Origin of the sequence: Microbacterium kyungheense, assembly GCF_006783905.1 — a bacterium.
In the GTDB taxonomy this organism is placed as follows: Bacteria; Actinomycetota; Actinomycetes; order Actinomycetales; family Microbacteriaceae; genus Microbacterium; species Microbacterium kyungheense.
Map to the genome: position 1 here is coordinate 44,920 of NZ_VFPE01000008.1, position 21,520 is coordinate 66,439.

Consider the following 21,520-nt stretch of genomic DNA (forward strand, 5'->3'; position numbering starts at 1 on the left):
GCGATACTACATGGAGGGAGTCGACCATGACGCTCGAGGTGGAGCAGGCCGAATCCGGCACCGAGGACTCGACCGACACGCTGCTGGAACGCATCACGCGGCAGCTGCCGCATCTGCGCCGGTCCGAGCAGCGGGTCGCGGCGATCGTGCTCGACAACCCCGTCGGCGCCGTGCACTTCACGATGGCGGGGCTGGCCGAGGCCGCCGAGGTGAGCGAGCCGACCGTCATGCGCTTCTGCGCGTCGGTCGGGTGCGAGGGCTTCCAGGACTTCAAGATCCAGCTCGCGCAGACCCTCGCTCTCGGGCTGCCCGTGACGCATTCGTCGATCAGCGCCGAGGATTCGAGCGCCGACCTCGCCGAGAAGATCTTCGACCACACCATCTCGAGCCTCGACCGCGCGCGCCGCACCCTTGACGCCGACGCCGTCGAGCACGCGATCACGGCGCTCCTCGGTTCGAGCGACATCCTGTTCGTGGGATTCGGCGCGAGCGGCATCATCGCCCAGGACGCGCAGCAGAAGTTCCCGCTGTTCGGAGTGCCGTGCCAGGCGCCCGAGGACTTCCACCAGCAGTTCATCGCCGCGACCATGAGCGGGCCGCGCAGCGTCACCGTGGCGATCTCGAACACCGGGCACACCGAGCAGACGCTCATCGTCGCCGAGGCGGCCAAGAAGGCCGGCGCGACGGTGATCTCGCTCACCGGCCGCACGAGCCCGCTGTCGGAGCTCGCCGACATCGCGCTGGTCGCGCGCACGTTCGAAGACACGGACGTCTACACGCCGTCCACCAGCCGGCTGGCGGGCCTGGTCGTGGTGGACGTCCTCGCCACCGGCGTGGCACTTCGCCGCACCCCCGAGCACACGGCCGCCGTGCGGCGCATGAAGAGCGAGCTGGCCAGCATGCGCCAGGGCGTGGCGGTCGCTGTGGAGGCGGCGGAGCCCGCCGGCTCGCCCGAGGAACCGGTGTCGTGAGCGGCACCGTCCTCGTCACCTCCCGGTCGTTCGGCTCGGGAGGGCTCGACCTCGAACGCCGCATCTCAGACGCGGGGTTCCACGTCGTGCGCGCCGGCGCGGCGCACGAGCTCGACGAGCTGGGCCCGGTGCTCGGAGACGCGGTCGGATGGATCGCGGGGACCGGTCCGGTCACCGAGCGCCACCTGTCGCTCGCCCCGCATCTGCGGGTCGTCGCGCGCTACGGCGTCGGCTACGACAAGGTCGACGTCGATGCCGCCGCGCGCCGTGGCATCGTCGTGACCAACACCCCGGGTGCCAACACGTCGGCGGTCGCCGAGCACACTGTCGCACTGCTGCTGGCCGCACTCCGCGGCATCCCGGCGGCGGACCGCCGCGTCCGGCGCGGCGACTGGTCGGCCTGGTACACCCGCGAGGTGTCGGCCCTCACCGTCGGCGTCGTCGGCCTCGGTCGCATCGGGCGCTCGGTGATCGACCGGCTCGCCGGCTTCGGGCCGCGTGTGCTGGGCGCCGACCCGTGGGTGCCCGCCGACGACCCGCTGTTCGACCGTCTCGAGCGCTCCGACGCCGACGCGTTCGCGACCGAGTGCGACGTCGTCACGCTGCATGCCCCCGGCGGCCAGACCGTCGTCGACGAGCGCTGGCTGGCGGCATCCGATCGTCCCGTCCTTCTCGTCAACACGGCGCGCGCCGATCTCATCGACGAGGCCGCCGTCGCTGCGGCGCTGCGCCGCGGGCGTGTGCTGGCCTACGCGGCCGACACGCTCGCGACCGAGAACCACGGCGAGGGAGCGTCGCCGCTGCTGGCCGACGACCTCGCCGACCGCGTGATCGTCACCCCGCACCTGGCCGCGCAGACGCGCGAGGGCGTGGACGGCATGGGCGGCATGGCGACCGAGAACCTGCTCGCCGTGCTGTCGGGCGAGCCGCCCGTGAACCCGGTGCCCGTGCCGTGACCGGCTTCGTCCGCACCGTCACCGGCGACATCGATCCGGCCGAGCTCGGACGCGTCGACTACCACGAGCACCTGTTCCAGGTGTCGCCGCTGCTGCCCGGTGACGACCTCGACGACGAGTCGGCGAGCGCCGGCGAGGCCGCGCAGCTGCGTGCGTCGGGCTTCGAAGCGATGGTCGATGCCACGCCCCTGGGTCTCGGCCGTCGCCCCGGCGCGATCGCCCGCATTTCACAGGCGACCGGCCTGCGGGTCGTCATGACCACAGGGGTGCACCGGCGCGAGCACTACGCGACGGGGCATCCGCTGCTCGAGGCGAGCGCCGAGCAGCTGGCGGCCGCTTTTCTGCGCGACCTCACGGAGGGTGCCGCGGAGTTCGCAGAGACGGATGCCGGGGCCACGGCAGGGTCGGAAGCCTCTGTGCCGCCGCGGGCCGGGGTGCTCAAAGCCGGACTGGGCTACTGGCGCATCGACGACGCCGCCGCCCGCACGATCGAGGCGATCGGCGCCGCGCATCGCGAGACCGGCGCGCCGGTGATGGTGCATCTCGAACACGGAACCGCGGCCTTCGAAGCGCTCGAGGCCCTCGCCGCGGCCGGGGTGCCGGCGCATCGCGTGGCCCTGGCGCACATCGACCGCAATCCTGACCCCGGCCTGCACGCCGAGCTGGCGGCGGCCGGTGCGTTCCTCGGCTACGACGGAGCGGCTCGCGCGAAGGATTGGCCCGACTCGATGCTGCTGGACTGCCTCATCGCGACGGCCGAGGCCGGCGGACCGCGCCGCATCCTGCTCGGTGGCGACGTCGCTCGCCGCACCCGGTACGTCGCCTACGGCGGCATGCCGGGGCTGCGCTACCTCGGCGAGCGCTTCGTCCCGCGCCTCGTGACCCAGGGCGGTGCCGACCTCGCCGACGCGGTGCTGCGCCGCAACCCGGCGGAATGGCTCACCTGGCGAGTGTGATCGTGCAGATCGGAGCCGACGAGAGCCGGCGGCGAACTCAGCACGAGTCGGAGAAGATCCGCTTCGGCGCGTCGGGACGGGAGACGTCGTAGATCGCGTCGGCAGCACCGCGCGGCTCCTCATCGCGGACGTAGCGCAGGCGCTGCTCGTACGCGTCCTGGTCGAGCGTCGCGTCCTCCTCCAGCCACACGCGAAAATGCCACGCTCCGCGCAACGCGGGGCTCAAAAGGAATCGTCCGTCCACGATCAGGAGTGCGTCGGCCGGCACCGCAGCACTCGCGCCGTCCTGTTCCAGCGCCCCCTCCCGGAAGCCGGCCAGCACTGAGCGGAGCTGCGGGGCGTCGTCTTTGCTGCTGTACAGCTGGGGACCAGGGGCGCTCTCCCGGAACGTCGTCTTGCCCTGTGCTCGCGCCGCGGCGGCGAGGGCGTCCGCGAACCGCGCCGTCGACGCGGCCTGCGCACCGTCGACGGCGACGACGATGCGCCCGCGAGGATTGTTGTGGGCGATCTCCGCCAGAAGGGCGTCGAAGACGTTAGGACTGTCGGTCGTGCTCATGTTCTGATCCTCTCCCGATACCGCTTGGCGCGGGCCCGTCGCCCACCCATCCACTGGCGGCGGCTCATCACCTCGCCGATCCATGCTCGACCGGAGCCTACGGCCGCAGCACGAGCAGGGAACTCGTCGCCGTCGCGAGTGCGCGACCGGCGGCATCCTCCAACACTCCCTCAGCGAAGATCACGCGCTGGCCGCCCTTGACGACGCGTCCGCGTGCGCGGAGCACACCCGTGGTCGACAGGACAGGGCGCAGATACGAGACGTTCAGGTCGATCGACGTGTAACCGACGCCCTGGGCGAGAGTGGTGTGTGCGGCGCAACCCACGGCCGAGTCCAGCAGCGTGCAAGCGAGGCCGCCGTGAACCATCCCGAGCGGGTTGTCGTGGTACTCGCCCGGATCGCACTCGAACACCGCCTCACCCGGGTCCGCAGACACGAGCCAGAAGTTCATCAGCCGCGAGATGGGAGGCGGTGGGTGGTCTCCCGCGATCATTGCGCGGAGAAACGCCAGCCCATCGAGTTCGCGGGATGCCGCGAGCGGCGGTTTCGGATCATCCCAGGTGACGATGCGCTTTCGGTCGGGGTCGGGCGCCATGCTCACAGGATAGGAGCCCGGCGGCGCGGACCGAAGCCCCCGCGGCGCGGCGCTACGAGCGCGTAGTCGTCCATCGTGACGTCAGCGTAGCCAGTGCCGTCGGGGTCGGCGAACGTGAGCGTTCGTCCAGACGGGGCGCCGGTCGGCGGGGCGACGATCGGAGGGACGTCGTCTTCGAAGTGGTCGGGGCGATGGGTCCATCCTCGGTGAGATCGATGCCGGCTCCGTGCAGTCCACTTGCCGGTTCGGCTGAGTTCGGCAACCTTCTGGATCGCTGGTTGCCGAACTGCTCGGCGCCCAACGGGCGAGCGTCTAGCGTGTACCGCAGCGAAGTGGCAGGGATGGATGCCGTCGCCCCGGGTGGATCGGCGGCGATGCGCAGTCGCGAGAAGCCTTCACGGACGGGAGGACGAGGATGAGCAGCGAGATCTCCCGCTCCGACGCGGGCCACCTACGGCGATGCGTCGAACTGGCGAAGCAGGCGCTCGAGAACGGCGACGACCCGTTCGGGTCGGTGCTCGTCGACGCGGGCGGCGCCGTGCTGGCCGAGGAGATGAATCGCGAGCAGTCCGATCGCGACCCGACCGCGCACCCCGAGCTCGCGCTCGTGCGCTGGGCGATCGCACACCTGACGCCGGGGCAGCGGGCGACCTCCACGGTGTACACGTCAGGCGAGCACTGCCCGATGTGCGCTGCCGCGCACGGGTGGGCGGGGCTCGGACGCGTGGTCGCGGCAGCCTCGGCGGCACAGCTCGCCGAGTGGCGGGCGTCGTGGGGGTTGCCTGCCGGGCCGGTGGCGCCGACGCCGATCACGGACGTCGTGCCGGACGCCATCGTGATCGCGCCCGTGGCACCGTTCGACGCCGAGATGCGTGAGGTCCACGAGCGCGCGGCGTCACGCGCAAACCGACCAAGCTGATGCGCCCGTCGGCCGGCGGCGAAGAGGGTCAGATCGCAGAGGCGATCGCATCAGGCTGGGCCGGGCGGATTGTGGCCCGTACCGCGGCTGCAACGAGCAAGCCCGCGGCGGGGATCGTGTTGATGCTGAGTCCCGGCTGCAGGGCGGTGGCGACGACGACACCGAGAGCAGCGGCGACGTTCGCGACGCGGATGAGGCGTCCCCGAAGGAAGAGACCTCCGATCGCAGCGGCCATGCCGGCACCGCACGCGATCGCGGCCCGCCCGACAGCCGCCTGCCAATACTCCTGACCGCTCATCGGTGCGTACTCGTCGAGGACGAGTTCGCTTGAGCCGTACCACGTGAAGCCTAGAACCCACGCCGTCGACAAGCCGGCGAGCAGCACGAGCACCGTGCGTGCGGTTGCATCGCGCCGGACCACCCCCGCGGCGAAGGTGCCGAGCAGAACCGTGAGGAACCACATCCCACCGAGGGTCACGGCAACACTGAGATAGCCGACGCCGTCGCTGCAGGTCCACACGTCAGCCCCCTCCGAACCCGGCGCTCCCATGCTGCAGGCGATGTGCAACTGCTCGCGCACGAGTGCAATCGCACCTGAGCCAAGGATCAGCGCGGCGAGTCCACTACCGATGACAACCCAGACAGCGGCGCCGCGCGCGGCCGGCGAGTCCTCCATCGGGCTCGCGTACGGGGGTGTGCTTGCGGCATCCATCGTGAGTGACGCTACCAACGGCGGGAACAGCGCGTTCGCGGGACGCGAGTCTTCCGGCGCAGCACGAAAGCGCAGCGACTGGCGCACAATCGGCGGCACCGAGGACGGCCACCGCCTGGCCTTTCGTACGGAACCAACGTTCGCGAGCGGATCCGTGACGGGCACCGTCCAGTGGAGGGGCCTCGTCGTGTGGTCAATCCGTCATACCCGCTAGATTCACGAGCATGAACCGAGCAGCCAAGGTCACCACGGTCGTCGTCGCGAGCGCAGCGGCCGTCGTGGGGATCGGTTTCGCCGCAGCGGCCGCCACGTCGGGCATCGGCTTCGCACCGGACGCAACCGGGGCCGGCGACTCGATCGACGACAACGGGACGAAGAACAAGACGAGCGTCGTGGCCGCCGGGCCGGACTCCGCGGTCGTCGCTGACGAAGCACAGTGCGCCTCCCGCGCCCGCATTCCTTGGATGCAGAGCGAGTTCCCAGCGCTAGTCGGCACGCTGGTCGACAACGGCCCGACGGAGCTCGCCGACGGGCAGGTCGGCTACGACGCCGAAGGACAGATCGCGACCTATACGGTGCAGCCCGGCGATGCCGGCGAGTCGATCGGTAACCGCTTCTGCATCGACTTCCTCTCGCTGGCGAGCTACAACGGCCGCAACGGCCCGAAGGTGATCCAGCCCGGGGATGTCCTCGTGCTGCGCCCGACCACGGAAGACTGGGCTGAGCGCTCCGCCGCACTCGTCGCCGCCTACGATGCCGCCGTCGCCGCGTGGGGGCGTTCGCTGCCGACTGGCTACACGTGGCCCACTGCGACGGAGCGAATAGCCAGCGTGGAAAGCGCGCCGCGGACGGTCGTCTACGACTGGCTCTGCGCGACCGCTGACGCCGCCGCGCGCGGCGACGCTGCGGCTGCTGCTGCGCTCGTTGAGCACCGCGATGTCCTCGTCGTTGAGTTCGCCGACGTCGGCGCGAACATCGACGAGGGCGACTTCCGCACACTCCAGCAGCGCTTCGCACTACCTGACGGGATGCTCCCCTAGCCTTCATTCAACGGTGGCGCTTTCCGCGTGGGGACTCGCCGGCCGGGGCTGTACGCGCCGCCTGACTCTCAACCACAGCAACTGGTTAGCAGTAACAGCGCACCACGGGAGCAGATCGGCGCCGTGCCGAGATAATGCCCATCCGTGCCGATGCTCGAAACGGATCCTCATTCGGGCGATGCGCGGACAGGGAACCGTGACGGGCCCTTGGCTCCGATCGACGAGAGGACGTTGATGACCGGCGGGTCGAAACCGCCGGTCCGCCTCGCATCTCCCACTATCGCCGCGCTCGGCGTACGCGGGCTAGCGCAAGCATGGCAATCCCAATGCCGAGCACTGCCATCAATCCAGTAGCGGATGAACGAGTTGATGATTCGCGACGCCTCATCTGCGGGACGGGAGAGGGCTCTCGCTGCGGCGCCAGCCAGTCGAGCGCGATCGCTGCGGAGACCGATCCGGCGATGCCGAATGCTATGCCGAGATACGCATTGATCTGAAGCCAAACCGCCTGCGCATCGCGGTCAAGGGTGGTCGCGGATGCGGCGAGCGGTGCCGGCGCATCCCAACCAAGCGATTCAGGGTCGGCGACGACCGGGTCGCTGGTCTCGACGACGTCACCGATGTCGAGTGCGGGTCCGCTAACGCTCGCGGTGAGATGCGTGGGCCGGGCAAGATCGCGGGAATCTCCAGGCAAGCTGAATATGCCGAGCAGTGCACTTGAAGTCGGAGGGGGGAACGCGCCAATCAGCGGAAACGCGTACCCAGTTCTGGGGGATGTCATCCCAAGGATCGATGTGGTCGATGAGATTGCAGACTGGAACCGCCCCTCGACCTGTAAGGCGATCGGCCAAATGGCGCCGGATTCGAGGGGTATGCACGGAGGTAACTCTGCTTCGATGACGTCGAGCGATTGGACCTCGTCGATGTTGCCCTGCGATTGGCCGGCGCTCGAGAGTTCACCCGTGTAAGTCTTCGTCGTCGGAACGGACTCTCCGGGGATCGTGGCGGCGAGATCGTCAAGCACCGCGTCGCCGCCGAACAGGAGTACGCCTGAGAAGGACCCCTCGCCGCATATCGCGACCGAAACCCGCACAAGCGGATCGTCGCTTGCGCCATCGTCGCGCATCTGCACCGAGATGAAGGCTTCCTGCTCCTGTGCAACCGGCCCGAGTAGTGTGATGTACCCGTCGAACTCGCGAGACTTCGGTTGATCGAGTGTCAGATAGGTCGCGAGAACGAAAGCCCCGACGACAACAAGCGAAACGGCGAAGACGACAGCCCGGGGGAATCTGTACGAGCCACGGCCTAGTTTCGCTGGGTTAGCCATGGCCCGATGGTAGTGAACATGTTCGTCTTCACCGGTCGCCTCCGTTCAGCGCCGAGCCTCGAGCAGCTGGCTCGCGCGCGTTTGTCCAGGCATCCTCGTTCGGGCGCCGAAGGAGTCGTTTTCGCCGGGCAGTCGCGATTCCTCAGGCTCGACGGCCTCCCATTCGATGGTGCCGCCTTTGACGTCGGCGAACTTGCGCGATCCGCTGGTACGGTCGGCCAGTGACGGTCGAACCCTCGAACAGCAGCGAGAACGCAAGCGACGACTACGAGGCTCGCTGGCGAGCCATCGAGGCCACCATCGGCAAGGCCGTCGTGATGTGGTCCCGCGCTGAGTTTCTCATCGCGATGACATTCCGGGCCGCTCTCGAGAGTCCCCCGCCATTGAGCGCCTACCTGGCGCGCCGACTATCAACCGCGCAATTGATCGAGGCTCTCAAGATCGCCGGTAAGGGATATGGCGGGCAGGAAGCGGACGCCATCAACGGTTGGCTCAAGAAGTGCAGTGCCCTCAATGACGAACGGAACTCCATCTTCCACGGTTCCTACGCCGACCAGAGTGATGGCGTCACCTGGCACCCGACGATCATCTGGATGAATCGAAAGGGAGAGGGTGAGGCGCCCGCGCATCTGGATACCAGACGGTTTGATCACGCAGCGTTCGAGAAGTTCACCGCTGGTTGCTCCGAACTATTCAAACTCCATTCCGGGCTTCCGAAGAATCTCCGGGACTGGATCAACAACACCGATGAGACGGTAGCCGAGGATCAGTCGCGGTAGTTGTCACCGGAGACCCGGCTCATCCAAGCATCCCAACCGGGATCGATCCCTATGCGGGCAATGCACGCACGCGGTTCCGGTCCGTGCTGAATTCGCCGGCGATGCCGACGTCGTGGGGGAAGTGCGGGGCCGGGTCGGCCCGCAGAATCCTCGTGCGTTGTCGCAATGTCGCGTTCTATCCCGACGCGGTGAGCGGCGCCCGATGCGTCACAGCCGGGATAGCCGGTCGATGCAACGGATGGCGTTCAGGGCGTCGCTATGATCGTTGCACGTTCCCATGTTCGGGCGAGAGAGGCGTCGATTGGATACGGAACTGGTCGTCGCGCTTGTTTCGGCAGGAGCGGTGGTTCTCGCCGCGGGACTTGGGGCACTCGGGGCTCTCATTGGAACCTCGCGGCGACGCCTTCCTCGACAGCTCCAGCAAGCCAAGAACCTGTCGGCGGGGCTTGAGTCCATGACCAAAGGTTCGGCCGAGCAGCGACTCGTGCGTGACGTCCATGACGACCTCGTCGTGGAGTGGGCTCTTAGACAGGCGGATCATTCCTACGACGAACTCATCACCGCAGCGCGCCCACTCATTGTCTTCGGGTCGCTCCTGTCTGTTGGTGGGCTTGCCGGCGTTCTGGGAGTAGCCGTCGCCGTAACGCTGCAGTTCCCTTCAGGCGTCTCGACCAAGACCTATCCCGAGTGGGCATCCAATATCGGCGCCATCGCGGCAGCCATGACATTGGTTGGCATCGGCACGCTCATAATCGGCGCGTTGATGTACCTGCTTGGCAGAGGCGGTCACGTGAGAAACATGAACGCGATCCGGAGTGCTCACAATCTTCGGAACACCGTTCGCGCCCAAAACGACGCGGCAATGGCGGCCCACCGCTCTCAGCGGCGGACGGTTTGGGCATCGCGGTTCACGCAGATTCGGAAGAGGTACTTCGGGGGCAAATCCAGTTAGTCCCTGCGCAGCGTGACCGCGTTGCGCCACACCACAGTGCTCACGATGATGCCGCGGTCACCGCTCGCATTAACAATCGCGACCCGAGCGTTCCACCCGCGCGCGAATGCCGGGATCCGCTCAGCCGGTCGATCCCGCCAGTTCACCTATGCGCAAACCGCCCGGCCGCCAATCGCCCCACACGATCGGGGAGTGCCCGAACGCGCGTTGCACAATGCGCACGGCGACGCCGGGATCTCCGCAATCAACGTGTCCTCAGCTGCTTCTCTATTCGGCGGAGCGAGATCGACTGCGTGCTTCGATCCCTAACCGGGCAGTCTCCTCTCGCCGGACGAATGAGTAGACCAATCGAACTTTGCAGCCTGCGTCACGTTCCCATCTCAGGGAGCGCTTCGACCTCCGTAGCGTCCTCGAACAGAGCCTCCTCGTCGTCCTCGCCAGATCGCGCCTTCACGCCCTCGGCCGCACCCTGGATCATCTCCAAGGCGGGGCGATAGAGGAAGGGCACCTTATATGTACGGCTGGCGACGGGTCCCAGGGATTCGAAGAAGCCGATATCGACGAGACGGCGAACACGCTCCTCGGCGACTGACCTCTCGCAACCCCACAACGCCTGGAGACTCGCTAGGTCGTGAAGTGTCCGTTGGCCACGAAGCGCTTCAAGCCAATCTCGCAGCCAGGGGTACTCCGGGTAGATCGTCTTCTGTAGTCGAGTCTCGGACACCTCGGGGTGCGCTTCTCGAAAACTCTGCGCCTCGAAGTAGAGGTCATCCGGGAGCGACGCCTCGCCGGTATCGAACCGTCCGAGCTGTCGATCCCTCACGACGGTAAACAGATGGATGAGTTCGCGCGGCGCCGCCGTGCTCTTTCCATCTTCCGTGCGAGACATGCACCAGTCGAATGTCGCTGGCTTGCGCGTTCCGGCGTCCACCTGCTTTGGAAACACTCTGTGGAACAACTCCTGCTGTGCGACAGCGGTTGCGACCGCGGCGTCGGGGTCAACACCCAGCGCGGCGGATAGCTTCGAGCTCTGGATCAAGCGTTGCGTGATCAGCTGGAGGAGATTGGCCTTGCTCCATTGCAGAGTCATGTCCCGCGTAATATGGCTGGTCTCGCGAAAGCCGCCAGCAGTGATCTCGGCCCAGATATCGGTGCGCAAGAAGATCTTCATCCGAATGTTCTTCAGAGGCTCCACGAGCTTGTACACGCGAAACAATGCGCGCAGTGCATTGGCTTCGAGTTCGGGTGAGGCCGTGAAGGCGACATCGAGTCGATCGAGCATGAGCCAAACCTTGAAGACCTGCCCCTCGAGAACCTCATTCACATCCTCGTAAAGCTGGTCAACCGAAACCACGCCTGCCGCTGACTGCGCAGCATTCGGTTCGTCGAAAGTGATCTTTGCTGCGAAATCGATCGGAGAACCCGTCGATGGGTCAACGACGGTCATCGAGGTTTCGATGCTCTCAGGGTTGAACAACCGGCTGATTACGTCGCGCACTCGTGTGACAATCGTCCGCCTCACCTTGATGGCGTCAGTGAGCCCAATCGATCCGAGGGCTCGACGGACTTCCTTGAGCTTCTCCGAGGTAACGCCGTACCGCTCGAGTTCTTCCACGATTAGGACGAGGAAGTACAGCTGCCAAATCCGGACAAACTCCGTCTCCGTAGTCGGTGGCGCAGTTTGAATCGACGCGAATGCTGTCGCACCGGTCGGGTTCTCGCCAGGCACGAGTATGACGTTGCGGCTAAAGAGCGCCTCTTCACGCGACACCAGCATGCTGTAGATGGCGCTCTTCCCGCCCCCCTTCGGGGCGAACACGATGTCGACCTCGTCGGACCAGACTTTCCGCCACTGCTCGGTCTCGACGAAGTATCGAGCAAGATGGTCGCTCTCGTCCTCGGCGGTACGTCCGCCGAAAGAGATGTCTTGGATCACAGCGCGGCGGTCAACACTCACGGCGCAAGCTTAGGGGTACCGCCGTCACTAGACTCGCTGGACGGAGAGTGGTCGTCATGCGCTCGCCGCAATGGCTTGCAGATTCAGGTGTTCGACGCTGGGCACGAGAATGGGCCAATGGGCTCCAGCTACATCCTCGGCGCAGGTTTCTCTCGCGCTGTCTCGTCCTCGATGCCGTTGCTGACCGAGCTAGGCCTCCGCGTGAGGGACGGCGACGAGGAGATCGCGAACAGAGTTAGCGCACACGAGATCGAGGCGTTTGAGTCTTGGATGTCGCAGGCATCGACTCCGCAGCCCTATCGCGACCGGGCCGAAAACCTCGAAGCGAAGGGCCTCTATCTGCGAGCGACTCGAGAGATCAGCGCGATCCTTCGCGACGAAGTGATCACGGCATCAAGCCGCCCGCTTCCAGGCTGGCTGCTGGACTTGGTCGAGCTCTGGCACGCCACCCGCGCATCGGTCAGCACCTTCAACTACGACACACTCGTCGAGTTAGCGGTCCGACGAGCCTGCCTGTACGACGCGAACAGCAGACTCATCGTCCCATGGCCCACAGTCATCAACTTCGCCCCGTCGGGCAGTGCAGGTCGAACGTTCGGTGAGGACGGGCGCGACGCAACCTGGACGTCGTTCGACCTACTCAAGCTGCACGGATCTATCAATTGGTACTGGGTTCCCGGCGACGACAGTAGCGCGACGCTCGAGCGCGTACCTCTCTTCGACGGTGAGCGCGAAGAAGAGCGAAACTTTGCGCCGGCACGGTGGCTACCGGGTAAGGAGCCGTACATCGTCCCGCCCGTTGCGCTGAAGTCCGCGTTCTACGGCGGCCCGATCACTTCGCACCTCTGGCAGTCAGCAAGCCACGCGATAGGGGAAGCAGCCGAGATCGTGCTCATGGGCTATTCCGTACCAACCACCGACCTCACGACTCTCGGCCTACTTCGAGAATCTCTCTCCAGACGATCACACATCCGGATCACCGTTTGTGATCTCTACCCCGATACTGTCGTTCAAAGAGTACGAAACGTCTTGCCTCCCTCGGCTGAGGTCGAGATCGAAGTCTTTGATGGACCGAATGCTATTGAGCGATTCACGACTGACCGACTGTTGCGGGCCCGCGAGGAAACAGTCCGGCGAGTGCGGACGAAGCTCGCATCGAGGCCTAGCGCACCGTTGGGAGTCTCCGCCAGCGAAGGAATGATGCGCCAGGTGACCGCAGTCACTCGCGATGGTCAGACCGTCACCTGCACAACGTCACCGGAGTTCCATGCAGGCTCCTGGCCGCGGCTGACTGATCTTAAGGCGGAGGACAGCATCGGTCCCTCCTTCGTAGTGCCAGCGCATACGCTCGATTCGACCCTTGACGGGGCTACCGACCTGCGTGTGGTCGACCGCGACTCGAGCGCGAGAGTCTGGACGACGTTTGGCGAGACGATCGCGGACGAGGAGTGGATAGTACTTGCCGCTGGCCTGCCCAAGCAGGACTTCAAGCCTGTATAGGAGTGCTCGCCAACGCGCGCCCGCGAGGTGGTCGTGGAGTGCACGAGCGCCGGTCCTTGAGCGCGCGTCAACGAACGTTTGCTCCGCTTCTCTCCCCGACGCGAGGCAAGTGCCCGTATACCCAGCCCGCTGAAATCGCACGTTCGGGTCCGCTAACCGCACGCCCCTGCCAATCGCCATAACCCCGCGTCAGACACCCACGGTCACCGGCACCAGATCGTTCGCCGACCGCACCACCAGCGCGCCCGCGAACACCTCCGCATCCAGCCCCGCGGGCGCCGTCACCCGGAACGAAGCCTCGTCGCCAGGCAGCAACGTCACCATCCCCCGGTCGACCCGTGCGGCGGCATCCGCTCGGTCCACCAGCAGCGTTACGTCCTTCGCGAGCGATGTCGCCCGCACCCGCACCTCGTAGCCACCCTCGACCGCCGAAGCCGATGCGACCACCGGCGACGGCGACAACCGCAGCGCGGGGTCCTCGTCGAAGTACCAGAACGCCCGCTCGCCCGTCGACAGCTCGGCGACCACGAACTCCCCCGTCGGGTCGTCCGATGACACGTCCAGGGCCACCGACACCGCCGAGCGCGCGGGCACCGAGGCCGAGGCATCCATCGACGTCCGCTCGTCACCCGCGAACGTGAGCACCCGCACCGACACCGAGGCCTCCCACGGTGAGTCCGAGTCGTTGTGCAGCACGAGCGCCAGGCCGCCGTCGCGGGGCTGGATGGTCGCGAAGCGGTCGGCGTAGACGTCGCGCAGCGCGTACCAGAGCGGCTTGCGGATGCCGTGACCGTCGACCGCGGCCCACGAGATCACGGGCCAGCAGTCGTTGAGCTGCCACACGATCGAGCCCTGGTTGAGGGGGTGGAGCGAACGGAAGTGCTCGATGCCGAAGCGCACCGCGCGGGCCTGGTTGAGCTGCGTGGCCCAGTGCCAGTCGTCGATCGACTGCGGCTCGGCGATGTGCGCGCCGAGGCCGCGCTCGAGCTTGCCGTTGCCGTCGTTCGCCTTCTGGTGCACGAGCATGAGCGGGCCATACGGGTCGGCGGGCTCGTCGTGCACGACCGAGAACAGCGTTGACCACGCCGCCGGCCCCTGGAAGCCGAACTCCGACACGAACCGCGGCCGGTAGGTGCGATAGACGTCGTAGTCGACCTGGTTCCAGACGTCCCAGATGTGCACGGTGCCGTGCTTCGGGTCGTTCGGGTGCACGAAGCGGCTGAAGCCGTACGGGCTTCCGGCCGAGTACGGCGTCGTGGGCGCGAGCTCGCCGATGACGCGCGGGAACAGGTCGAGGTAGTAGCCCTCGCCCCACGTCGCGCCCTTGAGGCGCGGGCGCCAGCCCCAGTCGACCCAGCCCCAGATGTTCTCGTTGCCGCCGTTCCACACCACCAGGCTCGGGTGCGAAGACAGGCGCGTGACGTTGTCGCGGGCCTCGGCCTCGAACTCGTCCCACAGCTCGGCGTCCTCGCTGTAGGCGGCGCACGCCAGCAGGAAGTCCTGCCACACCAGCACGCCGCGCTCGTCGGCGAGCTCGTAGAAGTCCTCGGACTCGTAGATGCCGCCGCCCCACACCCGCAGCAGGTTCATGCCCGACTCCTCGGCGTCGGTGAACCGCTCTGCCAGCCGCTCGCGCGTGATGCGCGCGAAGAAGGTGTCTTCGGGAATCCAGTTCGCCCCGCGGATGTAGATGGGCTTGCCGTTGACGATCACGGTGAACGGGCTGCCGTCGGCATCGGCCTCGACGTCGATCTCGGCGGAGCGGAAGCCGATGCGCCGGCTCCACTCCGCCTCACCCGCCTGCACGGTCAGCTCGTACAGCGGCTGCGCGCCATGCCCCCGCGGCCACCAGAGTTCGACGTCGGGCGCGGTGATCGACAGCACGACAGAAGAAGTGCCGATGGATGCCGCAACCGCCGCGCGTTCGCCGGCCACGTGTGCGACGACCTCGAGATCGGTGGCGTCGTCGCTCCACTCCAGCTCGACGTGCACGTCGACGCGGCGGGCATCGCCGTCGACGCCGACCACCGGACGGACGGACGCGATGCGCGCGCCGCTCCAGCTCTCGATGCCGATGCGACGCCAGATGCCGCTCGTCACGAGCGCGGGACCCCAGTCCCAGCCGAAGTTGCAGGCCGTCTTGCGGATCGCGTTGTACGGGTGCACGTAGCCGTGCGGACGCTCCCCCAGCACCGCCTCGCGCTCCTCGGCGTAGGCGATGGGCGAGCGGAACGTCACCTCGAGCCGATTGCCCTCGGGCCGCAGCAGCGCGCCGACCGGCCAGCGGTAGGTGCGGTGCTGGTTGCGGGTGGTCGCGACCTCGACGCCGTTGAGCACGACGCGGGCCACGGTGTCGAGGCCCTCTGCGACGAGGTCGTGGTTGTCGGCGCCGTCGGCCGGTGCGTCGAAGGTCAGCTCGTACGTCCAGTCGCACCGCCCGATCCACGACAGCAGCGACTCGTTGTCGTCGACATACGGATCGGGGATGAGCCCGGCGGCGAGCAGGTCGGTGTGCACCACACCGGGGACCGTCGCCGGAACCGGCTCGGCCGCGACGCCGGCGAAGGCGGGAGGGATGCCGCCACCGCTGTGCCGCAGGGTCCAGCCGTCGTGAAGCTCACGCAAAGTCATACCCCTAGGAGTAGCACAGGCTCGCGGCCCGACACGTAGCGCGACTACCCGAAACTGGCGGATTCGCAGGGTTTCGGCATCCGATTCTCGTCCTGGGCCGCGCGTGATGTAGTCTTACTACCCTGATGCTCACCGAAGAAGGGACGCCTATGTGCGCCGCTGCACGCGTCGCGGAACCTGCCTCGCTCCAGGTCGACCCGTTGAACGGCCTCTTCTCGGGGCGATCGGAGCGCTATGAGAAGCACCTCGCCGACCTCGGCGGGCTGTACCGCGACACCGCGGCGTTCGACGCGGCGCTGGCCGCCCACGACGGCGAGCCGGTGTACTGGGTCGAGAGCAGCACGCCCGAAGAAGGCCGCGGCGCCCTGACCATCGGGCTCAGCGTGCTGCAGCCGGGCCGCATCGGCGACGAGTTCGCGATGACCCGCGGCCACCTGCATGCCCAGGCCGAGTTCGCCGAGCTGTACTACGGCATCGCCGGCAGCGGCGTCATGCTGCTCGAGAGCGTGGCCGGCGAGTCCCGCGCGGTGCCCATCACACCCGGCGTCGCCGTGCACGTGCCCGGGGGCTGGGTGCACCGCAGTGTCAATGTCGGCGCCGACAAGCTCGTGACGCTCTTCGCGTACGCGACCGAGGCAGGCCAGGACTACGGCATCATCGAGCGGGCAGGAGGGATGCAGCAGCTCGTCGTCACCGACGGCGACGGCGGCTGGACCACCCGGCCGAACCCCGACCACGGAGGCTACGTTGCCTGAGCAGGACGTCCTCGCCGACCTCGCGGCGCACATCGACATCAGCTGCGTGCAGGCGCGCCACAACCGCGCCGACCTCGAAGAGCTCGCGCAGCGCGCCATAGCCGGCGGCTTCGTGAGCGCCCACGTGCTGCCGAACTGGCTGCCCGTCATGCGCGAACTGCTCGACGGCTCGACGGTGCTCGCCGGGTCGCCGGTCGGCTTCCCGAGCGGCGGCGCCACGACGGCCACCAAGGTCGCCGAGGCCCGTGAACTGCTCGACCTCGGCGCGCAGGAGCTCGACGTCGTCGTCGCGATCGGCAGGCTGCGCTCGGGCGAGACGGACTATGTCACGCGCGAGCTCGCCGCCGTCGTGGAGGTCGTGGGCGACCGCGTTCCCCTTCGCGCGATCCTCGAGGTCGGCTACCTCGACAACGACCAGCTCCGCGCGGGCGTCGACGCCGCGATCGCGGCGGGTGTGCCGTGGATCAAGACCGGCACGGGCTGGTCCGGCATCTCGACCACCGTCGACCACATCCGCGTGATCGCCGACCAGGCAGCCGGCCGCGCGGCACTCAAGGCGGCGGGCGGCGTGCGCGATCTCGCCACGGTGCGCGAGATGGCGCGCCTGGGCGTCACCCGATTCGGAATGAACGCCGATGCCGCCGTCGCGGCGGTGGCCGCGGCATCCAGGAGTGAAGCATGACCTTTCCCACCATGAACGCCCACGACCTGCGGCCGGCGGAGACGCCGACGCTCTACTTCATCGGTGTGACGACCGGGCGCTCGTCGATCCAGTACGTCTTCCCCCGCTGGGCCGAGCAGCTGGGGCTCGAGGGGGCTGTACTGCAGGGCATCGACCTGCCGCTGCGCGCGCCGGCGGACGACTACCGCCGCGTGGTCGAGTTCATCGCCGCCGACCCGCTGAGTCTCGGCGCGCTCGTCACGACGCACAAGATCGACCTCTTCACCGCGTGCCGCGATCTCTTCGACGAGATCGACCCGTTCGCCCGGCTCATGGGCGAGACGAGCTGCATCTCCAAGCGCGACGGCAAGCTGATCTGCCACGCCAAGGACCCGATCTCGAGCGGCCTGGCTCTAGACACCTTCATCCCCGACGGCCACTGGAGCCGCACCGGCGCCGACGCGCTGTGCATGGGGGCCGGCGGCTCGACCATCGCCATCAGCTGGTACCTCTCGCGCCTCGAGTCCGGCGCCGAGCGCCCCGGCCGCATCATCGTGACGAACCGATCGCCGCAGCGCCTCGAGCACATCCGCGAGATCCACGCGCAGCTCGACACCGACACCGCGTTCGAGTACGTGCTCACGCCGACCTCCGCCGACAACGACCGCGTCATGGCGGGGCTCGCGCCCGGGTCGCTCGTGGTCAACGCGACCGGCCTCGGCAAGGATGCCCCGGGCTCGCCGCTGACGGATGCCGGCGTCTTTCCCGAGCGCGCCATCGCGTGGGACCTCAACTACCGCGGCGACCTCGTCTTCCTCGATCAGGCGCGCGCTCAGGAGGACGCGCACGCCCTGCAGGTGGAGGATGGTTGGATCTACTTCGTGCACGGATGGACGCAGGTGATCGCTGAGGTGTTCCACATCGACATCCCCACCGCGGGGCCTTCGTTCGAGCGTCTGAGCGAGCTCGCCCTCGCGACGCGGTGACGCCGTGACCGCACTCGCGCTGGCCTTCGACCTCGGCACCGGAGGCTGCAAGGCCTCGCTGTGGGACGAGCACGCGACCATGCTCGCCGAGACGGTCTGCGAGTACGCGACCACGCACCCCGCCCCCGGCCGCAACGAGCAGCGCCCCGAGGACTGGTGGCGCGCCATCGTGGCATCCACCCGCGAGATCATCGAGCGGATTCCGGATGCCGCGACGGCCGTCGCCGGCATCGCACTGTCGGGCCAGAGCCTGGGCGCCGTGCAGCTCGACGATGCGCTCGAACTGGTGCGGCCCACGACGCCGATCTGGTCGGACGCGCGCGGCCGCACCGCGCGCGTGTTCGCCGCGCTGCCCGAACCGGAGTGGTACCGGCGCACCGGCAACGGGTTCGGCGCGGCGCTCTACCCGGTATTCAAGGCCGCTGCCTTCGCCGCCGAAGAACCGGAGGCATGGGCGCGCACGCGGCACCTCGTCGGCTCGAAGGACTGGATCAACCTGCGGCTGACCGGACGCCTCGTCACCGACCACTCGATGGCGTCGGGCTCGGGCGCCTATTCACTCGAGCGCGGCGGCTACGACGACGAGATCCTGGCCGCCGCGGGCATCGCGCGCGAGCTCCTTCCCGAACCCGTCGAGTCCGCCGACGTCGTCGGCGCCCTCACACGCGACGCCGCCGATGCGCTCGGCCTGCCGGCCGGCATCCCGGTGTTCGCGGGTGCCGTCGACAACGCGGCCATGGCGCTCGGCTCACGCGGCACCGCCGAGGGCCGCCTGTACGCCGCGCTCGGATCGTCGAGTTGGATGACCGTCACGAGCGCTCGCCCCGTGCTCGACGAGCACTCCCGGCCCTACGTCTTCCGCCACGCGATCCCCGGCCTGCACGTGAGCGCGCTGTCGACCTTCTCGAGCGGCACGACCATCGGGTGGCTGCGGGACCTGCTCGCACCCGGCGAGCCCATCGGCACCTTCGTCGAGCGTGCCGCGGCGAGCGCCCCCGGTGCCGGCGGCGCGGTCATGCTGCCGACGCTCGCGGGCGGCACGCCGCTGGAGGGCGGCTCGGGCGTGCGCGGAGGCCTCGCCGGGCTGGAACTGGGCACCACGTCCGCCGACCTCGTGCGCGCGTGCCTGGAGGGCATCGCCTTCGCCCTCGACCGCAGCCTGCGCCTCATGAGGCAGCTCAGCGGTAGCGACGACGAGCTGCTCATCTCGGGCGGCGGCAGCCGGTCGCCGCACTGGAACCGCATCTACGCCGACATCCTGCAGACGCCGCTCGTGCGCACGAGTGTCGACCAGCAGGCCGCAACGCTCGGCGCGGCCGCGATCGCGTTCGTCGGCATGGGCGCGTGGACCGACTTCGGCCGCGTCGACGACGCCCACACCGTGATAGAGCGCGTCCTGCCCGCCGACGACGGCGAGGCCGCCTATGCCGCCGCACGCGCGCGCTTCGACGCCGCCTCGGCTGCCCTCGCCGCCCTGCCCCCTCATGCCCCGTCCCACCACCTGGAGTCCTCATGACCACGAAGCCCCTGGTCGTCATCACCGGAGCCAGCTCCGGCATCGGCGCCGCCACCGCGCGCGCCTTCTCGGCCGCCGGCCACCCGCTGCTGCTCATCGCGCGGCGTCTCGAGCCGATGCAGGAGCTCGGCCTGCCCGACACTGAACTGGCGACCGCCGACGTCAACGACACCCCCGCCGTCGCCGCCGCGATCGCCCGTGCCGAGGAGCGGTTCGGGCCCGTCGATCTGCTCATCAACAACGCGGGCCTCATGGCGCTGTCGTCCGTCGCCGAGCAGGACCCGGCACTCGTACAGGAGCAGTTCGACGTCAACTGCGTCGCCCTCATGAAGAACAGCCAGCTGGTGCTGCGGGGCATGCAGGAGCGCCGGCACGGCACGATCGTCAACATCGGGTCGATCGCCGGCAAGCAGCTCTACGCCGACCACACCGTCTACAACGGCACCAAGTACGCCGTCCACGCCATGACCGAGGGCCTGCGCCGCGAGAACGCCGCGCACAACGTCCGCGTGCTGCTGGTGGCCCCCGGCATGGTCGACACCGGCCTGCTCGGCAACACCGGCGAGGGCGACGTGCTCGACGGCTACCTCGACTACAAGAAGAGCATCGGGGGCGGCCTGGTGCCCGACGATATCGCCGGCGCCATCCTCACCGCGTACCAGCTGCCTCAGCACATCTCGTTCCGCGAGATCGTCGTGGCACCCACCTCGCAGGACGCCTGATGAAGAAGAGCGGAATCCTCCACGCCGAACTCGCCGGGCACCTGGCCCGGCTCGGTCACACCGACCAGTTCCTCGTCGTCGATTCGGGCTTCCCGGTACCGCCGGGCGTCCCCGTGGTCGACCTTCGGGTCGTGTACGGCCTGCCCGCTTTCGCCCCCGTGCTGACGGCGATCGCCGACGAGGTCGTCGTCGAGCACGCGCTCGTGGCGACGGAACTCGCCGACGCCAACCCCGCGGCGCACGAGGTCATCGCCGGCCGGTTCGGCGAGCTCGGCACCGTCGACCACTCCGAGCTCAAGCGCCGCGCGGTCTCCGCCCGCTTCGCCGTGCGCACCGCCGAGGACACCCCATACGCGAACGTCCTCCTCACGGCGGGCGTGGGGTTCCCGGTATGACCTCCGCGCCCACCGTGCTGGGCGCCAACCGCATCGTGCCGGTCGTCGTCATCGACGATGCCGGTCGCGCGCCCGACCTCGCCGACGCCCTCGCCGCCGGCGGCATCCGCTGCGCCGAGATCACCTTGCGCACGCCCGCCGGCCTCGACGCCATCCGCGCGACGGCCGGGCGCTCGGACTTCGTCGTGGGGGCGGGCACCGTGCTCACCCCGGACCAGGTGGATGCCGCCGCCGACGCGGGAGCGCAGTTCCTGGTGTCGCCCGGGCTCGACGACGCCGTGATCGCCCGCGCGGCCGAGCGCGGCATCCCGATCGTGCCGGGTGTCGCGACCGCGACCGAGATCCAGCGGGCAGTGAGCCGCGGCATCCATCATCTGAAGCTCTTCCCGGCGGGGCTCGTCGGCGGGGGCGCCGCCGTGCGCGCATTCGCCGGCCCCTTCCCCGACGTGAAGTTCCTGCCGTCGGGCGGCGTGTCGGTCGACAACGCCGCGGAGTACCTCGCCTCGCCGTCGGTCTTCGCCGTGAGCGGGTCGTGGATGGTGCCCACTGCTGCCATCGCTGCGGGCGATTTCGACACGGTTCGCGCACTGTCGGCGGCCGCGACGGCCGCCATCGAGAGTTCGGCAAGTTAGTA

General features: G+C 68.3%; 21 protein-coding genes. 15 read left to right on the plus strand and 6 right to left on the minus strand.

Going from position 1 to position 21,520, the window contains the following annotated elements:
* Positions 1-26 precede the first annotated feature (26 nt).
* The 3 genes from FB391_RS18560 to FB391_RS18570 are packed head-to-tail and all read left to right on the plus strand — an operon-like array spanning position 27 to position 2,883.
* Positions 27-971: an SIS domain-containing protein gene (locus tag FB391_RS18560; RefSeq protein WP_141896640.1), complete on the plus strand. Its 945-nt coding sequence runs from the start codon at positions 27-29 to the stop codon at positions 969-971.
* Entirely contained in the window at positions 968-1,927 is a 960-nt protein-coding gene (locus tag FB391_RS18565; protein WP_141896642.1) for an NAD(P)-dependent oxidoreductase, read from the plus strand. Before FB391_RS18560 ends, FB391_RS18565 begins: the two co-directional genes overlap by 4 nt.
* Positions 1,924-2,883: a phosphotriesterase family protein gene (locus FB391_RS18570; protein ID WP_141896644.1), complete on the plus strand. Its 960-nt coding sequence runs from the start codon at positions 1,924-1,926 to the stop codon at positions 2,881-2,883. Before FB391_RS18565 ends, FB391_RS18570 begins: the two co-directional genes overlap by 4 nt.
* A 37-nt stretch (positions 2,884-2,920) precedes the next feature.
* Here the strand turns inward: FB391_RS18570 and FB391_RS18575 are convergent, their stop codons facing one another.
* Together FB391_RS18575 and FB391_RS18580 are read right to left on the minus strand one after the other, a co-directional pair.
* Positions 2,921-3,439, minus strand: coding sequence for a nucleoside/nucleotide kinase family protein (locus FB391_RS18575; protein ID WP_141896646.1), 519 nt, complete (start codon positions 3,437-3,439; stop codon positions 2,921-2,923).
* A gap of 97 nt (positions 3,440-3,536) precedes the next feature.
* Complete coding sequence (locus FB391_RS18580; RefSeq protein ID WP_141896648.1) at positions 3,537-4,034, minus strand: PaaI family thioesterase; 498 nt, start codon at positions 4,032-4,034, stop codon at positions 3,537-3,539.
* A 415-nt stretch (positions 4,035-4,449) separates the two neighbouring features.
* Between FB391_RS18580 and FB391_RS18585 the strand changes: the two genes are divergently transcribed.
* Positions 4,450-4,953, plus strand: a complete 504-nt coding sequence (locus FB391_RS18585; protein ID WP_141896649.1) for a nucleoside deaminase — start codon at positions 4,450-4,452, stop codon at positions 4,951-4,953.
* A gap of 28 nt (positions 4,954-4,981) precedes the next feature.
* Here FB391_RS18585 and FB391_RS18590 read toward each other — a convergent pair whose 3' ends face one another.
* Positions 4,982-5,665, minus strand: coding sequence for a hypothetical protein (locus FB391_RS18590; protein WP_141896651.1), 684 nt, complete (start codon positions 5,663-5,665; stop codon positions 4,982-4,984).
* 224 nt (positions 5,666-5,889) lie between these two features.
* On the opposite strand from FB391_RS18590, the gene FB391_RS18595 reads away from it, so the two are divergent.
* On the plus strand, positions 5,890-6,705 hold the full coding sequence (locus FB391_RS18595; protein ID WP_141896652.1) for a LysM peptidoglycan-binding domain-containing protein: 816 nt from the start codon (positions 5,890-5,892) through the stop codon (positions 6,703-6,705).
* Between the two features lie 277 nt (positions 6,706-6,982).
* On the opposite strand, the gene FB391_RS18600 is transcribed toward FB391_RS18595, so the two are convergent.
* Complete coding sequence (locus tag FB391_RS18600; RefSeq protein WP_141896654.1) at positions 6,983-8,032, minus strand: hypothetical protein; 1,050 nt, start codon at positions 8,030-8,032, stop codon at positions 6,983-6,985.
* 221 nt (positions 8,033-8,253) lie between these two features.
* Between FB391_RS18600 and FB391_RS18605 the strand changes: the two genes are divergently transcribed.
* Together FB391_RS18605 and FB391_RS18610 are read left to right on the plus strand one after the other, a co-directional pair.
* Positions 8,254-8,811 (plus strand): hypothetical protein, encoded by a 558-nt coding sequence (locus tag FB391_RS18605; RefSeq protein WP_141896656.1) that lies wholly within the window; start codon positions 8,254-8,256, stop codon positions 8,809-8,811.
* A 301-nt stretch (positions 8,812-9,112) separates the two neighbouring features.
* Entirely contained in the window at positions 9,113-9,763 is a 651-nt protein-coding gene (locus FB391_RS18610) for a hypothetical protein (protein WP_141896657.1), read from the plus strand.
* Between the two features lie 367 nt (positions 9,764-10,130).
* On the opposite strand, the gene FB391_RS18615 is transcribed toward FB391_RS18610, so the two are convergent.
* Positions 10,131-11,720: a P-loop ATPase, Sll1717 family gene (locus tag FB391_RS18615; RefSeq protein WP_141896659.1), complete on the minus strand. Its 1,590-nt coding sequence runs from the start codon at positions 11,718-11,720 to the stop codon at positions 10,131-10,133.
* A gap of 117 nt (positions 11,721-11,837) precedes the next feature.
* Here FB391_RS18615 and FB391_RS18620 point away from each other — a divergent pair, with 117 nt between their 5' ends.
* A complete protein-coding gene (locus FB391_RS18620) occupies positions 11,838-13,220 on the plus strand; it encodes a peptidase associated/transthyretin-like domain-containing protein (RefSeq protein ID WP_141896661.1) in 1,383 nt (460 codons plus the stop codon).
* 189 nt (positions 13,221-13,409) lie between these two features.
* Here FB391_RS18620 and FB391_RS18625 read toward each other — a convergent pair whose 3' ends face one another.
* Positions 13,410-15,851 (minus strand): glycoside hydrolase family 2 protein, encoded by a 2,442-nt coding sequence (locus FB391_RS18625; RefSeq protein ID WP_141896663.1) that lies wholly within the window; start codon positions 15,849-15,851, stop codon positions 13,410-13,412.
* A 149-nt stretch (positions 15,852-16,000) separates the two neighbouring features.
* On the opposite strand from FB391_RS18625, the gene FB391_RS18630 reads away from it, so the two are divergent.
* Genes FB391_RS18630 through eda form a run of 7 tightly spaced genes read left to right on the plus strand, consistent with a single transcriptional unit; the run spans position 16,001 to position 21,518 of the window.
* Entirely contained in the window at positions 16,001-16,606 is a 606-nt protein-coding gene (locus FB391_RS18630; protein WP_185843167.1) for a glucose-6-phosphate isomerase family protein, read from the plus strand.
* Positions 16,599-17,288, plus strand: coding sequence for a deoxyribose-phosphate aldolase (gene deoC, locus FB391_RS18635; RefSeq protein ID WP_141896667.1), 690 nt, complete (start codon positions 16,599-16,601; stop codon positions 17,286-17,288). The genes FB391_RS18630 and deoC overlap by 8 nt, the downstream gene beginning before the upstream one ends.
* Positions 17,285-18,253, plus strand: coding sequence for a shikimate dehydrogenase family protein (locus FB391_RS18640; RefSeq protein WP_141896668.1), 969 nt, complete (start codon positions 17,285-17,287; stop codon positions 18,251-18,253). The genes deoC and FB391_RS18640 overlap by 4 nt, the downstream gene beginning before the upstream one ends.
* 4 nt (positions 18,254-18,257) lie before the next feature.
* The gene (locus FB391_RS18645; RefSeq protein ID WP_141896670.1) at positions 18,258-19,769 is read left to right on the plus strand and encodes a xylulokinase; all 1,512 of its coding nucleotides are present in this window, start codon (positions 18,258-18,260) and stop codon (positions 19,767-19,769) included.
* Complete coding sequence (locus FB391_RS18650; protein WP_141896672.1) at positions 19,766-20,491, plus strand: SDR family oxidoreductase; 726 nt, start codon at positions 19,766-19,768, stop codon at positions 20,489-20,491. The genes FB391_RS18645 and FB391_RS18650 overlap by 4 nt, the downstream gene beginning before the upstream one ends.
* Positions 20,491-20,886 carry a D-ribose pyranase gene (gene rbsD, locus FB391_RS18655; RefSeq protein WP_141896674.1) on the plus strand — a complete coding sequence of 132 codons (396 nt, stop codon included), beginning with the start codon at positions 20,491-20,493 and terminating at the stop codon, positions 20,884-20,886. The genes FB391_RS18650 and rbsD overlap by 1 nt, the downstream gene beginning before the upstream one ends.
* Entirely contained in the window at positions 20,883-21,518 is a 636-nt protein-coding gene (gene eda / locus FB391_RS18660) for a bifunctional 4-hydroxy-2-oxoglutarate aldolase/2-dehydro-3-deoxy-phosphogluconate aldolase (RefSeq protein WP_141896676.1), read from the plus strand. The genes rbsD and eda overlap by 4 nt, the downstream gene beginning before the upstream one ends.
* Positions 21,519-21,520 lie beyond the last annotated feature (2 nt).

What these genes read in the sequence shown, in the direction of transcription:
- FB391_RS18600 (WP_141896654.1), bottom strand. Translation starts at nt 8,032, where the DNA reads ATGGCTAACCCAGCGAAACTAGGCCGTGGCTCGTACAGATTCCCCCGG.
- FB391_RS18585 (WP_141896649.1), top strand. Translation starts at nt 4,450, where the DNA reads ATGAGCAGCGAGATCTCCCGCTCCGACGCGGGCCACCTACGGCGATGC.
- FB391_RS18650 (WP_141896672.1), top strand. Translation starts at nt 19,766, where the DNA reads ATGACCACGAAGCCCCTGGTCGTCATCACCGGAGCCAGCTCCGGCATC.
- FB391_RS18625 (WP_141896663.1), bottom strand. Translation starts at nt 15,851, where the DNA reads ATGACTTTGCGTGAGCTTCACGACGGCTGGACCCTGCGGCACAGCGGT.
- FB391_RS18630 (WP_185843167.1), top strand. Translation starts at nt 16,001, where the DNA reads ATGTGCGCCGCTGCACGCGTCGCGGAACCTGCCTCGCTCCAGGTCGAC.
- FB391_RS18620 (WP_141896661.1), top strand. Translation starts at nt 11,838, where the DNA reads ATGGGCTCCAGCTACATCCTCGGCGCAGGTTTCTCTCGCGCTGTCTCG.
- FB391_RS18595 (WP_141896652.1), top strand. Translation starts at nt 5,890, where the DNA reads ATGAACCGAGCAGCCAAGGTCACCACGGTCGTCGTCGCGAGCGCAGCG.
- FB391_RS18590 (WP_141896651.1), bottom strand. Translation starts at nt 5,665, where the DNA reads ATGGATGCCGCAAGCACACCCCCGTACGCGAGCCCGATGGAGGACTCG.
- FB391_RS18640 (WP_141896668.1), top strand. Translation starts at nt 17,285, where the DNA reads ATGACCTTTCCCACCATGAACGCCCACGACCTGCGGCCGGCGGAGACG.
- eda (WP_141896676.1), top strand. Translation starts at nt 20,883, where the DNA reads ATGACCTCCGCGCCCACCGTGCTGGGCGCCAACCGCATCGTGCCGGTC.
- FB391_RS18575 (WP_141896646.1), bottom strand. Translation starts at nt 3,439, where the DNA reads ATGAGCACGACCGACAGTCCTAACGTCTTCGACGCCCTTCTGGCGGAG.
- FB391_RS18560 (WP_141896640.1), top strand. Translation starts at nt 27, where the DNA reads ATGACGCTCGAGGTGGAGCAGGCCGAATCCGGCACCGAGGACTCGACC.
- rbsD (WP_141896674.1), top strand. Translation starts at nt 20,491, where the DNA reads ATGAAGAAGAGCGGAATCCTCCACGCCGAACTCGCCGGGCACCTGGCC.
- FB391_RS18580 (WP_141896648.1), bottom strand. Translation starts at nt 4,034, where the DNA reads ATGGCGCCCGACCCCGACCGAAAGCGCATCGTCACCTGGGATGATCCG.